At 71.4% G+C, this 14698-nt stretch carries 14 protein-coding genes; 10 read left to right on the top strand and 4 right to left on the bottom strand.

Annotated features, from left to right (window positions below; translation table 11 throughout):
• Positions 1–78 precede the first annotated feature (78 nt).
• From Ahu01nite_RS48235 to Ahu01nite_RS48220, 4 genes are all read right to left on the bottom strand, one after another.
• The gene (locus Ahu01nite_RS48235; protein WP_203843502.1) at positions 79–2853 is read right to left on the bottom strand and encodes an amino acid adenylation domain-containing protein; all 2775 of its coding nucleotides are present in this window, start codon (positions 2851–2853) and stop codon (positions 79–81) included.
• 67 nt (positions 2854–2920) lie between these two features.
• Entirely contained in the window at positions 2921–3346 is a 426-nt protein-coding gene (locus Ahu01nite_RS48230) for a zinc-binding dehydrogenase (RefSeq protein ID WP_203843501.1), read from the bottom strand.
• A 57-nt stretch (positions 3347–3403) separates the two neighbouring features.
• Complete coding sequence (locus tag Ahu01nite_RS48225; protein ID WP_438874879.1) at positions 3404–3787, bottom strand: alcohol dehydrogenase catalytic domain-containing protein; 384 nt, start codon at positions 3785–3787, stop codon at positions 3404–3406.
• A 67-nt stretch (positions 3788–3854) separates the two neighbouring features.
• Positions 3855–4703 carry an aldo/keto reductase gene (locus tag Ahu01nite_RS48220; protein ID WP_275411852.1) on the bottom strand — a complete coding sequence of 283 codons (849 nt, stop codon included), beginning with the start codon at positions 4701–4703 and terminating at the stop codon, positions 3855–3857.
• A gap of 169 nt (positions 4704–4872) precedes the next feature.
• On the opposite strand from Ahu01nite_RS48220, the gene Ahu01nite_RS48215 reads away from it, so the two are divergent.
• The 10 genes from Ahu01nite_RS48215 to Ahu01nite_RS48175 all read left to right on the top strand — a co-directional run bounded on the left by Ahu01nite_RS48215 (position 4873) and on the right by Ahu01nite_RS48175 (position 14683).
• Positions 4873–6546 carry a glycoside hydrolase family 99 protein gene (locus tag Ahu01nite_RS48215; protein WP_203843499.1) on the top strand — a complete coding sequence of 558 codons (1674 nt, stop codon included), beginning with the start codon at positions 4873–4875 and terminating at the stop codon, positions 6544–6546.
• Between the two features lie 58 nt (positions 6547–6604).
• Positions 6605–7288 (top strand): SprT-like domain-containing protein, encoded by a 684-nt coding sequence (locus tag Ahu01nite_RS48210; RefSeq protein WP_203843498.1) that lies wholly within the window; start codon positions 6605–6607, stop codon positions 7286–7288.
• Positions 7289–7320: 32 nt separating this feature from the next.
• Positions 7321–8226 carry an NAD-dependent epimerase/dehydratase family protein gene (locus tag Ahu01nite_RS48205; protein WP_203843497.1) on the top strand — a complete coding sequence of 302 codons (906 nt, stop codon included), beginning with the start codon at positions 7321–7323 and terminating at the stop codon, positions 8224–8226.
• A gap of 124 nt (positions 8227–8350) precedes the next feature.
• Positions 8351–9541 (top strand): S8 family peptidase, encoded by a 1191-nt coding sequence (locus Ahu01nite_RS48200; protein WP_203843496.1) that lies wholly within the window; start codon positions 8351–8353, stop codon positions 9539–9541.
• A 203-nt stretch (positions 9542–9744) separates the two neighbouring features.
• Positions 9745–9960 (top strand): hypothetical protein, encoded by a 216-nt coding sequence (locus Ahu01nite_RS51190; RefSeq protein WP_239159755.1) that lies wholly within the window; start codon positions 9745–9747, stop codon positions 9958–9960.
• Positions 9957–10544 carry a DUF1684 domain-containing protein gene (locus tag Ahu01nite_RS48195; protein ID WP_239159754.1) on the top strand — a complete coding sequence of 196 codons (588 nt, stop codon included), beginning with the start codon at positions 9957–9959 and terminating at the stop codon, positions 10542–10544. Before Ahu01nite_RS51190 ends, Ahu01nite_RS48195 begins: the two co-directional genes overlap by 4 nt.
• 82 nt (positions 10545–10626) lie before the next feature.
• Complete coding sequence (locus Ahu01nite_RS48190) at positions 10627–11538, top strand: amino acid ABC transporter permease (protein ID WP_203843495.1); 912 nt, start codon at positions 10627–10629, stop codon at positions 11536–11538.
• Positions 11535–12302: an amino acid ABC transporter ATP-binding protein gene (locus Ahu01nite_RS48185; protein ID WP_275411851.1), complete on the top strand. Its 768-nt coding sequence runs from the start codon at positions 11535–11537 to the stop codon at positions 12300–12302. Before Ahu01nite_RS48190 ends, Ahu01nite_RS48185 begins: the two co-directional genes overlap by 4 nt.
• 9 nt (positions 12303–12311) lie before the next feature.
• On the top strand, positions 12312–13274 hold the full coding sequence (locus tag Ahu01nite_RS48180; RefSeq protein WP_203843494.1) for an ABC transporter substrate-binding protein: 963 nt from the start codon (positions 12312–12314) through the stop codon (positions 13272–13274).
• 218 nt (positions 13275–13492) lie between these two features.
• Positions 13493–14683 carry an acyl-CoA dehydrogenase family protein gene (locus Ahu01nite_RS48175; RefSeq protein WP_203843493.1) on the top strand — a complete coding sequence of 397 codons (1191 nt, stop codon included), beginning with the start codon at positions 13493–13495 and terminating at the stop codon, positions 14681–14683.
• Positions 14684–14698: the final 15 nt, after the last annotated feature.

Raw genomic sequence — 14698 nt, 5'->3', positions numbered from 1 at the left:
TCGCACTCAGAGACCGAGTCGCACTCAGAGACGGAGGTGGGCTCAGAGACCGAGTCGCACTCAGAGACCGAGTCGCACTCAGAGGCGGAGCAGGCTGCCGAGCCGCATTCGGCGGTGTGCCAGGGTCTCTACCGATACCGCGACGAGCATTCCTGCGGTGAGCAGCCCGAACGTCTGGGCCAGCAGCGACAGATCAGCGCTGGCGCGCGCCGGCATTCCAGCGGTGAACGCGTCGAGGCCGAGGGCCGGGCCGATCAGCACGGGCAGCAGCCAGCCCATGGCCGCGCCCGCGACGAACGCGGCGGCCATCGACGGCAGCAGGTCGACGCACAGGACTGCGCGGCCTTGGCGACCGGACAGGCCGAGGGTGCGCAGGCGGGACAGCGCCAGGCCGCGGGCGGGTGCGCCGGCGAGCACCTGGAGACCCACCGCGAGCAGGGCCAGCACCGCCGATCCTGCGGCGCCGGCGACGAACACGAACGTGAGCACGCCATTGACGCTGGTGTCCTCGAGCGCACTGCGATGTTGCTGCCACGTCGTCACCGTGGCCCGGCGGGGCAGCTGTGTGTCGGAGATCGACGTGATGCGGGCGTCGCTCTGCCGTTGCAGCACGCCCAGGTAGTACTCACGCTGACCGGCGTCGGCCGCCACGCGCAACGCCTCCGTCGCGAAGCCCGTGCCGCGGATGAGGTAGCGCGTCGGGATCAGGGGTGAGTGGTCCGGGGCGGGGACGGCCTGCCAGGACAGGGCGACGAAGCGACGGGTGCCGACGTCGAGGCCGGGGAGGGACGGGACGACGGCGGCGACGTGGAAGGCGTACCGTCGGGCCTGGACCTGGATGACACCACCTGGGCCTACCTCGGCGGCGACGTCTGGGGAGACCACTGCGGGGATCGAGTCTGCACCGGGTCCGGCGGACAGCGCCGCGGGCAGGTGCCCGCCGCCGCGCAGGACCTGGTCGGCTGCGGCACCGTCGACGACCAGTTGCTGGGCCTGCAACGTGCGGCCGGAGGCTGCGATGATGGGCGCGCCGGAATACAGCAGCATCGGCACGGCCGCGTCGACGCCGGGCACCGCGGTCAGCCGGCGCTCGGTGCCGGGCGCGAACGAGAACCCGGTCACCTCCGCGTCCGCCGCGACGCTCTGATCGGTGGCCCTGTCCCGGGCATCGCCGATCGTCGCGTTCACAGCGGCGGTGAACACCCCGGTCGCGGTCGCGACGATCAGCACGGCGACGGGCCCCACCGACAGCGACGCCGCACGCCCGGCACGAGCAAGACCCAGAAACACCACAATCCCACGGGTACGCCCGGACAACCGCCCCGCCACCCGCAGCACCCCCGGCAACACCTGAACCACGACCAACGCCACCGCCGCACCCAGCAGCACCGGCACGACAGCCAGGAACGGATCCCCCTCCTGAGGCAACCCCCGCCGCCGCAGCAACACCACCCCCAGCGCGGCCAGCCCCACCACAAACACCCGCACCGCCACCCACGCCGCCCCGGGCAGTGCGGCCCCAGAACCCGAAATCCCAAACCCCGCAAACCCAGACCCCGCAGCCCCAGCCCTCCCGGCACCAAGCCCGGGCCCAGCCCCAGCCCCGGCCCGAGCCCCAGCCCCAGACCCGGCCCCGGCCCCGGCCCACGGGACTCCGGTCTGCGCGGCCACGCATACGGCGGGAACTCCGAACGCGACGGCCAGCACGGCGAGGAGTAGAGGCCCGTCGGTGCCGGCCCGCCCGGGAAGCCATGTCGACGCGTACCACCCGGCCAGGACCGCCGCGGGCACCACGAGGGCGAGCTCCGCGAGAACCCGCACCGCGATCGTCCACCCGGCGGCGCCACGGGCTCCCAGCAGCGCGGATTCCTCCCGGCGCCGCCCGGCCATCACGGTCGCGGCGAGCACGAGCAGCCCGAGCGTCGTGGCCAGCAGGCCCGTCCGGGCGACCGACCCGGTAGCCCCGGCGGCACGCTCCCGCTCCGTGAACCCGCCGAGAGCGGCATCCACCCCCGTCCGGAGGAGCACGTTCTCCCGCGGCGGGCTGCGGCGCGCGTTCACCACGGCGGTGACCAGCGGGTCGACCCCGGAGGCGCTCAGGTCCCGGGTGGCGAGCCGGTAACGCCACTGGTACGCGAGCAGGCCCGTGGTCCGTCCCGCCAGCGTCACCCCCGGCACGTCGGTGAGGATGGTGGCGTGCCAGGTCATGCGGTCGTTCTCGGGCTCGGGGCAGATGAGCCGCTCGGGTTCGTGCCCGGCCCAGAACGGCGCGGCCGGATCGCGGGGTTCGAAGACGCCGACCACGCGTACGGTGGCCGGCGCCCCGCCCGCTCCCGACGCGAGCACCGTCGAGCCGACCCGCAGCCCCGCCAGCCGGGCCGACTCCACGGAGACCATCGTCTCGGTCACCGTCGTGGACGCGGGCAACCGGCCGTCGATCACGCGCACGGCGTCCGCGGCGCCGCTCTGGTACCGCACCCGCAGCGACGGCTTGCAGAACCCGTCGTACGGCGCCGCGCCGGACAGGCCAACCCCGGGCACGTCCACATCGGCGGTGAACCAGCGCCCCTCGGTCAGCTGCGGGATCGGCGCCGGCATTCCCGCCCCGATCCGGGCCAGCTCCCCGTCGCCGGCGCGGGGTTCGAGCGTGTCGACGAGCGCCGGGCGGGCGGCGTACATCAAGTCTGCGGTCTGCCAGGGCAGCCGCGCCAGATCGCCGTGCAGGCCCTGGTCGGTGTAGTGGTTGGCCAGCCGCGGCAGGCCGCCGATCAGCAGCGCCGCCATGAACGCGAGCACGGCCAGCAACCCGATGTGCCCCGCGTACGCCCGGACGCGCCGAACCACAGCACCCACCCGCCACGCCCCTCCCCCGAGGACCCGAGGGCCGAGGCCCGCGACCCGAGCCTAGACGGGCGGCCGGTCAGATCTCCAGCAGAACCTTGGTGCGCAGCTCGCCCCTCTCCAGGCGGGCGTGCGCGACGGCGGCGTCGGCCAGCGGCAGCACGGTCTGCGGCTGCAACGTGAGCGCACCCGCGCCCAGCAGCCCCAGCACCTCGGCCAGCGCGGCCGCGACCCCCGAAGGGACCACGTTGGACAGCGTCACGCCCAGCTGCGGGCCGCGCGGGTCGGAGAGGGTGATGACCCGCTCGGCGCCACCGGCGAGCTTGACCGCGGCGGCCAGGTCGCTGCGCCCCAAGGCGTCGAACACGGCGTCGACCCGCGCGGTGACCGCGCCCACGGCGTCCACCAGCGGCTGGGCATAGTCGACCGGCACCGCGCCCAGCTCACGCACGGCAGCGAAGTCGCCGGCGCGGACCGCGGCAACGACGGTGACACCGCGGGCCACGGCCAGCTGGATGGCGATCCGGCCGACCGAGCCCGCACCGCCGAGCAGGACCAGCGTCTACCCGGAGGTCACCCCGAGCTGCCCCAGCACGCGCACCGCTGCCTCCCCCGACGCGGGAACGGCAGCCGCGTCGGTCCAGGCGACCGACTCGGGTTTGCGCGCCCAGTGGTCGGCGAGGACCAGCTCGGCGTAACCCCCGAGGCGAGGCAGGAACACCGCCACCTCGTCGCCGGCACCGACACCGGTCACGCCCGCGCCCACGGCGTCGACGACCCCGGCGGCCTCGAAGCCGAGCACGGTCCCGGACGGAGCCGGGAACACGGCGTCGAGGTGCCCGGCCCGGATGGCGAGGTCGGTCGGGCCGACCCCGGCGTAGCGCACGCGCACCCGGAGCTGTCCCGCGCCGGGCTCCGCGGCTAAAACCCGGAGCGGGTCAGGCAGTGGCCGAGAGCGACTGACACCCGGCGTGGGTCAGGCAGTGGCCGAGAACAACTGAGACCCGGAGCGGTCAGGCGGCGTCGGAGAGCAGCTGGAACTCCGCGTCGGTGAGCTCGATGCCCTCGGCGCCCATGTTGTCCTCCAGGTGGGCGACGGACGACGTACCCGGGATCGGCACCATGATCGGCGAGCGACGCAGCAGCCAGGCGAGCGCGAGCTGGGACGTGGAGGCGCCGCCGTGCTGCTTCGCGACGTCCTCGAGCGGGCCGCCGGGCCGGGCGAGGGTGCCCGCGTCGACCGGGGCCCAGGGGATGAACGCGATGCTCTCGCGCGTACAGAAATCGAGCAGTTCCTCGGCCCGGCGGTCGCCCAGGTTGTAGCGGTTCTGCACCGACGCGATCCGCAGACCGGCGGCCTGAGCTGCCTGAACGTCCTCGACGCTGACCTCGGAGAGCCCGATCTGGCCGGCCAGCCCCTCGTCGACGAACGCCTTGATCTCGCCGAACTGCTCCTCGCGCGGCGTCTCGGGGTCGATGCGGTGCAGCTGCCACAGGTCGATCCGCTCGACCCCGAGCCGCCGCAACGACATCAGGATGCACTGCCGCAGGTACGCAGCCCGCCCCACCGCCGTCCACCGGTTCGGACCCGTACGCGTGAAGCCGCCCTTGGTCGCGATGACGACGTCGCCGTACCCGCTGCCGTCGTGCAGGGCCTCGCGGATGAGATCTTCGGAATAGAACGGACCGTACGAGTCCGCGGTGTCGATGAACGTCACGCCCAGCTCCACCGAGCGACGCAGCACCCGGATCGCCGCGTCATGATCCCTGGGCGGCCCCCACACCCCGTCGCCGACGATGCGCATGGCGCCGTACCCGAGCCGATTGACGGTCCTGCCGCCGAGTTCGATGGTCGTAGTCACCCCCCGATCATGCCAGCGCCCGACCGGGCTCCGGCGGTCGTCCTGTTCTTGCTGCCAGATTACCGCGTTGTTTCAGATCTAAGTCAAACTATTGCATCAAAGTGTCGGGCGTTGTCACGATGGCGATCGATCCGGTCACTCCCCTCCCCCGGATCACCCAGGAGACCCCATGCCCCTCTCCCGCCGTAACCTGCTGTCCTCAGCCGCTGCCACGGCCCTCCCCCTGCAGCTCAAACAAGGCGAAAGGCCCGCTGAGGCCCCGGCAGCGGCGAGCCCGCCCGGCGATGTCGTCGGCAAGATCACCGTCGGGTACCAGGGGTGGTTCGCCTGCCCCGGCGACGGCGCCCCGATCGGCGGCTGGTGGCACTGGAGCCGCGACCGCTTCCAGCCCCCGTCGCCCGCCAACACCACGATCGAGTCCTGGCCGGACGTGCGCGAGTTCGACCACGCCTACCCCACCGCGTACGCGAATCTGGGCAACGGACAGCCCGCGCAGCTGTTCTCGTCCTACGACGCGCAGACCGTGAACACGCATTTCGGCTGGATGCGCACCTATGGCATCGACACCGCCGCCCTGCAGCGCTTCAACCCCACCGGCGACGAGGGCCCGACCCGCGACGCCATGGCGGCCAAGGTCCGTGCGGCGGCCGAGGCCACCGGTCGCAAGTTCTATGTGATGTACGACGTGACGGGCTGGACGGCCATGCAGTCCGAGCTCAAGGCGGACTGGTCGGCGAAGATGTCCGCCCTGACCGCGTCACCGGCCTACGCGAGGCAGAACGGCAAGCCGGTCGTGTGCGTGTGGGGCTTCGGGTTCGCCGACGACGCCCGCCCGTTCACCCCCGCGCAGGCCCTCGACGTGATCACCTGGTTCAAGGCGCAGGACGTCTACCTCATCGGCGGCGTGCCGACCTGGTGGCGACAGGGCATCAACGACTCGCGGCCCGGGTTCACCGACGCGTACCACGCCTTCCACGCGATCTCGCCCTGGATGGTCGGCCGCGCCCGGACCACCGCCGACCTCGACTCGTACTACGCGAACGCGAATGTGGGTGACTATCAGGACTGCCAGGCCCACGGCATCGACTACCTGCCCTGTGTGCTCCCCGGCGACCTGCAGTGGGGCGACCGGCGGCACGGCGACTACTACTGGCGCAGCCTCTACAACATGATCCGGCTCGGCTCCCAGGGCCTCTACGTGTCGATGTTCGACGAGTTCAACGAGGGCAACCAGATCGCCAAGACAGCCGAGACCGCGGCGTTCGTGCCGGCCGGCAGCGGCATCCGCGCGCTCGACGAGGACGGCACAGCCTGCTCGGCCGACTACTACCTGCGCATCACCACCGACGGCGGCAAAATGCTCAAAGGCCAGATCCCCCTGACCGATGTACGCCCGACGCAGCCTGCCCTCACGACCCCGCCGCCCGTGACCACGGACCTCGCCCGGGGCCGGCCGACCTCGGAGAGCAGCCACACCCAGGGCTACAGCAGCGTCAACGCCACCGACGCCGACCCGGACACCTACTGGGAGAGCAGCAACAACGCCTTCCCCCAGTGGCTCCAGACCGACCTGGGAACGGCGGTGACGCTCAACCGGATCGTCCTGCGTCTCCCCGCGTCCTGGGGTGCCCGCACCCAGACGCTCTCGGTGCATGGCAGCACCGACGGCTCCGGCTTCACCACGCTGGCCGCCGCGGCCGGGTACACCTTCGCCCCCTCCGGAGCGAACAGCGTCACGATCCCGGTCAGCCCGGTGCCGGTGCGCTACCTGCGGGTCACCGTCACCGCGAACACCGGGTGGCCGGCCGGGCAGGTGAGCGCGCTGGAGGCGTACACAGGGTAGAAGCTGGTCCGTGGCACGATGGAGCCGGCGGACAGGCGGGACGACGGGGAGCACGGGGTTGGATCTCACGGAAGCACGGGAGCTGGCAGCGGGCCTGATGGCCCAGCACAGGCTCCCGGGATGGCGGCTGGTGTTCGACAACGCCAAGACCCGGGCCGGCTCGTGCCACTCGGGCCGCCAGGAGATCAGCCTGTCCCGCACCCTCATGCGCCTCTACTCCGAGGACCAGGTCACCGAGACGGTGCTGCACGAGATCGCCCACGCCCTCGTCGGCCCCCGCCACGGCCACGACCGCGTCTGGCAGACCACCGCCAAACGCATCGGCTGCTCCGGCAAAAGGTGCATGCCCGCCGACGCACCCCAGGTCGAGGGCCCCTGGGTGGGCACCTGTGCGGCAGGTCACCGCACCACGGCCCACCGCCGCCCGATCCGCGTCAAATCCTGCACCCACTGCTCCCGCGTATTCACGGTCGCCGCGCTGTACACCTGGACCTACCGCGGCGAACCAGCGGACATGGACCCCCGCTACGACGCCGAACTGTCCCGCATCCAGGCCGCCCGCTCCGCCCCCGCGCCGATCCCCGCCCAGCTCCGCGTCGGCGACCGGGTCCGCCTCACCAGCACCGGCAAGTACGCCGACCTCACCGGCACGATCGTCAAACGAGGCCGCAGCCGCTACCACGTCAACACCCGGGCAGGCATGCTCAGCGTCGCCTTCACCGCGGTCGTCCGCGCTTCTTGACAAGCGGCATGCTCCACCGTGGAGGATGCGGCGTGCGGATTCTTGTGGTGGGTGGGAGCGGGCTGATCGGCGCGCATGTGGTGGACGTGCTCCGCGAGCGGGGGCACGGGGTGACCAGCGTCGCGCGTACGGTGCGGGATGGGGTTGATCGGGTCCTGGATTGTGAAGTTGCCACGCAGCGTGAGCTGCGGGAAGTGCTTCAGGGGCACGACGCTGTGGTTTACGCCGCGCGAACCGATGAGCAGCAGGCGCTGCCCAAGCCGATCTATCCGGCTTTCCGGAGCAACCTCGTGGATCCCCTGGTACGGCTGTTCGCGGCGGCCCGTGACGAGGGGCTGAGCGGCGGGGTCATCATGGGCTCGTACTACACGTACTTCCAGCGGGTGCGGCCTGAGTGGGATCTCGCGGGCAGACACATGTACGTACGGTGCCGGGTGGAGCAGGCGCGGGAAGCTCGCGTGGCAGCCGGGCCTGAGCTGCCCGTTGCCGTGCTGGAGTTGCCTTTCGTCGTCGGGCGGGCCGGGGACCGGTTGCCCAACTGGGTCGGGCAGCTGGACCGGTGGGCGAGGTCCCGCGCACCGCTGGTCGCACCGGCCGGCGGGACCGCCGTGGTGTCCGCGCGCAGCGTCGCCGAGTTCGCCGCTGACGCGGTCGAGAAGGCGAGCGGCGCGGACATTCCCGTGGCGGACGAGAATCTCACCTGGCACGACATGATCGCGCGGATCGCCGCGGCAACCGGGCACAGCCGCCGGGTCCGGCCTCTGCCGGCCGGCGTCGTCCGCGCCGCCACGAAACTCGGCGGCTTGTCGCAGGCCCTTGCCCGCAAGGAATCGGGGCTCAACCCGGTCCATGCCGCTGACCTGTTCCTCAAAGACCTGTTCGTCGCGCCGCTGACCGGAAAGCCGCTGGACACAGCGTTCGGTGAGAGCTTCGGTTAACGGGCGCAACAAGCTTGTGCCGGAGTCGTATCAAGGGTCTCGGCCATCGTTGACCGTCAATACAAAGTTCGTCCCTAGCGTCTTCCTCAGGCGTCACCGCGACGCCGCAGATCCAGGAGGACCGATGATCCGCTCCAGTGTCACCCGTGCCGCGGCCGCCCTCGCCGGCACGGCTCTCGCCCTCGCCGCCGCCACCCCGGCCCTCGCCGCCGAGCCGACCGGGACCGTCGAGCACGCCGGCAGCGCGACCGCGATCGACGGCTCGTACCTCGTCACGCTCAAGGACGGCACCCAGGCCGACAATGCCGTCGCGCAACGGCTCACCAGTCGTTACGGCGGCAGGGTCGGCAAGGTCTTCGGGCATGCCGTCGAGGGTTACACCGCCCACCTCAGTGCACGCCAGGCCGCCCGGCTCGCCGCCGACCCGGCCGTGGCCTCCGTCGAGGCCGACCAGATCGTGCGGATCGCCGACACGCAGACGTCGGCGCCGTGGGGCCTGGACCGCTCGGACCAGCGGGCGCTACCGCTGAGCGGGACGTACACGTACGGCCCGAGCAGTGGCGTCACCGTCTACGTCATCGACACCGGCATCACGATCACCCACCAGGACTTCGGCGGGCGGGCTTCCTACGGCTACGACGCCGTCGACGGGGACAACGTCGCGCAGGACGGCAACGGTCACGGCACGTTCGTCGCCGGGGTCGCGGTGGGCAGCACGTACGGCATCGCGAAGAGCGCCAACGTCGTCGGCGTCCGGGTGCTCGACAACAACGGCTCCGGCACCACCGCCGGGGTCATCGCCGGCATCGACTGGGTGACCGCGAACGCCGCCCGCGGCACGTCCGTCGCGAACCTCAGCCTCGGCGGCGGCACCAGCACCACCCTGGACGCCGCGGTCCGCCGTTCGATCGCGGCCGGCATCCCCTACGCGATCGCCGCGGGCAACTCCGGCGTCAACGCCAGCACCACGTCCCCCGCCCGCGTCACCGAAGCGCTGACCGTCGGCGCCACCAGCCGCACCGACGCCAAGGCCTCCTGGTCCAACTACGGCTCCGTCCTGGACCTCTTCGCCCCCGGCGTCGACATCACCTCCGCCTGGCGCACCAGCAACACCGCCACCTACACCGGCAGCGGCACCTCGTTCTCGTCCCCGCACGTCGCGGGCGCCGCCGCCCTCTACCTCGCCGCCCACCCCGGAGCATCGGTCACCACCGTCAACGCCGCCATCGTCGCCGCCGCCACCACCGGCGTCGTCACCAGCCCCGGCAGCGGCTCCCCCAACCGCCTCCTCTACACCACGTCACTCTCCAGCTGACCCCCCGACCTGGCCCGGCCCGGACACCCGGGCCGGGCCACCGGCCTGCCAGCAGCTCACCCCGATCAGATCGCGGTGACCCCACCATCGGCAACCAGCTCGAAGCCGGTGGTGTAGCTGCTCTGATCGGAGGCAAGGTAGTACGCGGCGCTGAGACAGTTCCGCTCTATCTCCTATCGGCGAAGTAGGCATAGGCTCGGGGCATGAGTGAGATTGAGCAGCAGTGGGCGCAGTGGCATGCCGGGCATGAGCGGCAGCTTGCCGATCCGCACGGGTTTCTGGCCATCACGAGCCTGAACTTCCTGAACGCGACGCCGCAGCGCTTCCCCGACGCGCCGGGGTCGTGGAGCACCGGCCCGGACGGTCCCGTGGTTGAGCTGGCCGGCGGCGAGACCCTGACCGTGGACGGGCGACCGTGACCGGGCGGTACGGCTTCGGGGTGCTCGGTGAGCGCAGCGGGATCGATGCCGGAGCCGGGGATGCCGTGATCGAGGTGGCCAGGCGGGGCGGGTTCGACATCGTCCGGCCGCGGCATCCGGAGAATCCGTTGCGGGTGCGGTTCAAGGGCGTGCCGGCGTACGAGCCGACGGAGAAGTGGCAGTTGACCGGGCGTTATGTGCCGTTCGAGCAGCCGCGGGACGTCACCGTCGGGGCGGCGGTTGAGGGGCTGGAGCACGTGTACGAGTCGCCGGGGCGGGTGGAGTTCGAGGCCGGGGGTGTGGCGCTCGCGCTGACGGTGTTCAACGGGCAGACGCCGGGGGCGTTGTTCGCGCTGTTCGTGGACGAGACGTCCGGGGTCACGACGTACGCGGCGAATCGGAGCCTGGCCATCGACGCGCCCGCCGGGGACGGCACGGTGGTGCTCGACTTCAACCGGGCGACCAACCTCGTCTGCGCGTACACCGATCATGCGACCTGCCCTCTGCCTCCCCGGGAGAACCATCTGCCGGTGGCGGTCGAGGCCGGGGAGAAGATCCCGTACGAGCGTGTAACCACCTCGTAAAACCTATAACACAGATAGGTATTGAGGGATATTCGGCGGCCACATAGCGTCATCGGCAACCTTGGATTGCCGGAGGCGCCCCGTGACACTGCTGTCCTCATCCCGCCCGCGCACCGCTGACAGAGCTCCGCAGGTCGTCGCCGCCCGGCATCCGTGGCGCTGGGTGGCCACGGCCGTGGTGCTGGTCCTGCTCGCCCAGCTGGCCCACGGGCTGGTCACCAACCCGGGCTGGGACTGGCCGACGTTCGCCGGGTACTTCTTCGAGAAGTCCGTGCTGAACGCCCTGCTGGTCACGCTCGAGCTCACCGTCGCGGGGGCCGTGCTCGGCTTCCTCGGCGGCATCGTGCTCGCTGCGATGCGACTGTCGCCCAACCCGGTGCTGCACGCCGTCAGCTGGACCTACACCTGGGTCTTCCGGTCGGTGCCGCTGATCGTGCAACTGTTGTTCTGGGCCAACCTCGGTTACCTCTACGACACGCTGCAGTTCGGCGTCCCGTTCGGGCCCGGGTTCGCCGAGGTCGAGACGTTGCACCTGGTCAGCTCGTTCGGTGCCGCGCTGCTGGGGCTCGCGCTGCACGAGGCCGCGTACGCCGGGGAGATCGTGCGCGCCGGCATCATCTCGGTCGACCAGGGACAGCGTGAGGCCGCCGCCGCGCTCGGCATCCCCCGCGGCCGGCAGTTCCGCCGCATCCTGCTCCCCCAGGCGATGCGGGCCATCCTGCCCGCCGCCGCGAACGAACTCGTCAACCTGCTCAAGGGCACATCGGTGGTGTACGTGCTGGCCATCGGCGAACTGTTCTACCAGGTCCAGGTCGTCTACGGACGCAGCGGCCGCGTGGTGCCGCTGTTGATGGTCGCCACCGTCTGGTACGTCGTCCTGACAGCGGTCCTGTCGATCCTGCAGTACTACGTGGAACGCCGCTTCGCCCGCGGCGCCCTGAGAACCCTGCCGCCCACCCCGTGGCAACGGCTCCGAGCGGCGGTGACGAAATGAGTCACCCGATGCTCGAGGTCCGCGGGGTCCACAAGCACTTCGGGACGCAGGAGGTGCTGCACGGCATCGACCTCACCGCTGAAACGGGCAGCGTCACCGTTGTGCTCGGCCCGTCCGGCTCGGGCAAGTCGACGCTGCTGCGCTGCGTGAACCACCTGGAGAAGGTCGACAGCGGGCAGGTCCGGGTCGACGGCGAACTCATCGGATACCGCCAGAGCGGTGACCGGCTCCACGAGCTGAGCGAGCGGCACATCCTGCGCCAGCGCGCCGGCATCGGCTTCGTCTTCCAGAACTTCAACCTCTTCCCCCACCTCACCGCCCTCGAGAACATCGCCGAGGCCCCGATCGCCGCGCTTCGCAGATCACCATCCGAGGCTCATGGGTACGCCCGTGAGCTGCTCGATCGCGTAGGGCTGGCCGACAAGGCGAGCGCCTACCCGCGGCAGTTGTCCGGTGGGCAGCAGCAACGCGTGGCGATCGCCCGCGCGCTGGCCCTCGACCCGAAGCTCGTGCTCTTCGACGAGCCCACGTCCGCGCTCGACCCCGAGCTGGTCGGCGAGGTCCTCGACGTCATGCGGGGCCTGGCCCGCACCGGCACCACGATGGTCGTCGTCACCCACGAGATCGGCTTCGCCCGCGAGGCCGCCGACACCGTCGTCTTCCTCGACGCCGGACGCGTGGTCGAGCAGGGCCCTCCCGCGCAGGTCCTCGACGCCCCACGCCACGACCGTACCCGCGCGTTCCTGTCCAAAGTCCTGACCTAGGAGCCCACTGTGCGCACCCGCCCCGCCCTGCTGATCGTCACCGTTCTGGCGGCCCTCACCGCCTGCGCCGCCCCCGCCGACACCCCCCGCAACGCCGCCGCCTCGGGCGCCCCGGCCATCAACACCTCGCCGGAGCAGAACCGGATCATCCCGGCCCGGGTGGACGCGATCGCCGCGCTGCTGCCCGACGCCGTCCGCACGGCCGGCACCCTCACCATCGGGAGCGGCGCGGCCGGCTCCGGCTTCCCGCCGCTCGCGTTCACCGCCACCGACAACACCACGCTGATCGGCAACGAGCCCGACATCGCGGTCGCCGTCGCGGGGATCCTCGGCCTGCGCCCGCAGCTGGAGAACACGTCCTGGGAGAACCTGTTCATCGGTCTCGACAGCGGCAAGTACCAGCTCGGCGCGTCGAACATCACCGTCACCGAGGAGCGCAAGAAGAAGTACGACTTCGTGACATACCGCCTGGACAACCTCGCGTTCGAGGCGCGCCAGGGCGGCGACTGGCGGGTCACGGGGCCGGCCGACGTCGCCGGGAAGAAGATCTCGGTCAGCTCGGGCACCAACCAGGAGAAGATCCTCGTCGACTGGAGCAAGCAGGACGTCGCGAACGGCCTGAAGCCCGTGGACATCAAGTACTACCAGACCAACCAGGCGACCTGGCTCGCACTCGGCTCCGGCCAGATCGACGCCTACCTCGGCCCGAACCCCGGCGCGGCCTACCACGTCGCGATCGCCGGGGAGACCGAGATCATCGGGACCTACTCCGGCGCGGGTGCCGATCTGCAGGGCAAGATCGCCGTCACGACCAAGAAGGACAACGGCCTGATCAAGGCGTACGCGGCCGCGGTCGACGAGCTCATCAGGTCCGGCGACTACGCGAAGATCCTCGCCCGCTGGAACCTCAGCAACGAGGCCGTCCCAGCCGCCGAGATCAACCCGCCCGGCCTGCCCCTGGAGATCAAATAATCCGCCCCGGAGATCAAACAGGTCACACGCTGACCGATCGCCCGAAACCGCCCGCCGTGTTGCCGCACGGTGGGCGTTTCGCGCACTTCCACCTGCACCGATAAGCGTTCGTGATCCGTGTTGATCGCGAATTCGGCTTGGACATCCGCGGGTATTACCTACAAGATTGGTAGGCGTTATAGGAGTTTACCGCAGGCCACCCGAGAGGAACCCCCGTCGTGACCCAGGCCGAGGCTTCCCCGTACACGTTCGTCGTCCCCGACCTGTCCGACGACGGGCTCGCCGCCGTCACCGCCGAGATCGCGTCGACCGCCACGGAGTACGACCGTACCGGCGATCTGCCCTGGGCGGGACTCGAGGCCGCGTACCGGGCCGGCCTGCTCACCGCGACCGTCGGCCGGCAGTACGGCGGGCCGGAGCTCGGGCCGAAGGACACCGCCCGGATCCTGACCGCGCTCGGCGAGGGCGACGCCTCGGTCGCGCTGATCGCCGCGAACACGCTGATCACCCATGCCGGGCAGGCGGCGCGGCCGAGCTGGCCGACCGCGTACTACGACGACCTGCTGCGCCGCTCGCGCACCGGCCCCGCCCCGGCCAACGCCGTCCGGGCCGAACCCGAGCTCGGCGCCCCGGCCCGTGGCGGGCTGCCCCGGACCACGGTCACCCGCACCGCGGACGGCTGGCGCCTCGACGGGCGCAAGGCGTACGCGACCGGGGGCGCCGGGCTCGCGTACCACGTGGTGTGGGCGGTTGCGGTCGAGCCTGACGGAGATCCGGAGAAGCCACGCGTGGGGCACGTCATCGTGCCGGGTGACCTGCCCGGGATCACATGGGTGCCCATGTGGGACCACCTCGGGCTGCGTGCCTCGAACACCCATGACGTCATTTACGACAACGTGGAGCTGCCGGCCGACGCGTTCGCCGAGATCCCGCGTGGAGCGGACGGCGTCTACCGCGATCCCGCGGCGGCCGCCGGGCCGGGCAGTTTCGGGCACCCCGCCCTGTACATCGGAGTGGCGCGCGCGGCCCGGTCGGCGTTCGCCGACTATGCGCGTACCCGTATCCCTGCGGCCCTGGGTAAGCCGATCGCGCAGACCGAGCGGATCCAGGCCGTCGCCGGGGAGATCGACCTGCAGATCGCGCAGGCCGAGACGCTGCTGTACGGCGCTCTCCTGCGCATCGAGGCCGGCGACACCGCGTTCCTGCCGCAGCTGTCCGCGATCAAGGTGGCCATCGCCCGGTCGGTGATCGCGGCGACCCAGACGGCGGTCGCGGCGCTCGGCAACCCCGGCCTCTCCCGGCACAACCCCCTGGAACGGCACCTGCGCGACGCCCTCTGTATCCGCGTGCACCCGCCGCAGGAGGACGTCGTCCTGCTCGCCGGCGGCCGCCGCGTCCTCAGCATCTGACCCCCACCCCACCAG

Origin of the sequence: Winogradskya humida (genome assembly GCF_016862215.1) — a bacterium.
GTDB classification, from domain to species: domain Bacteria; phylum Actinomycetota; class Actinomycetes; order Mycobacteriales; family Micromonosporaceae; genus Actinoplanes; species Actinoplanes humidus.
Note: the sequence above shows the minus strand (reverse complement) of the source record. Positions and strands in the feature narration are given on the sequence as shown.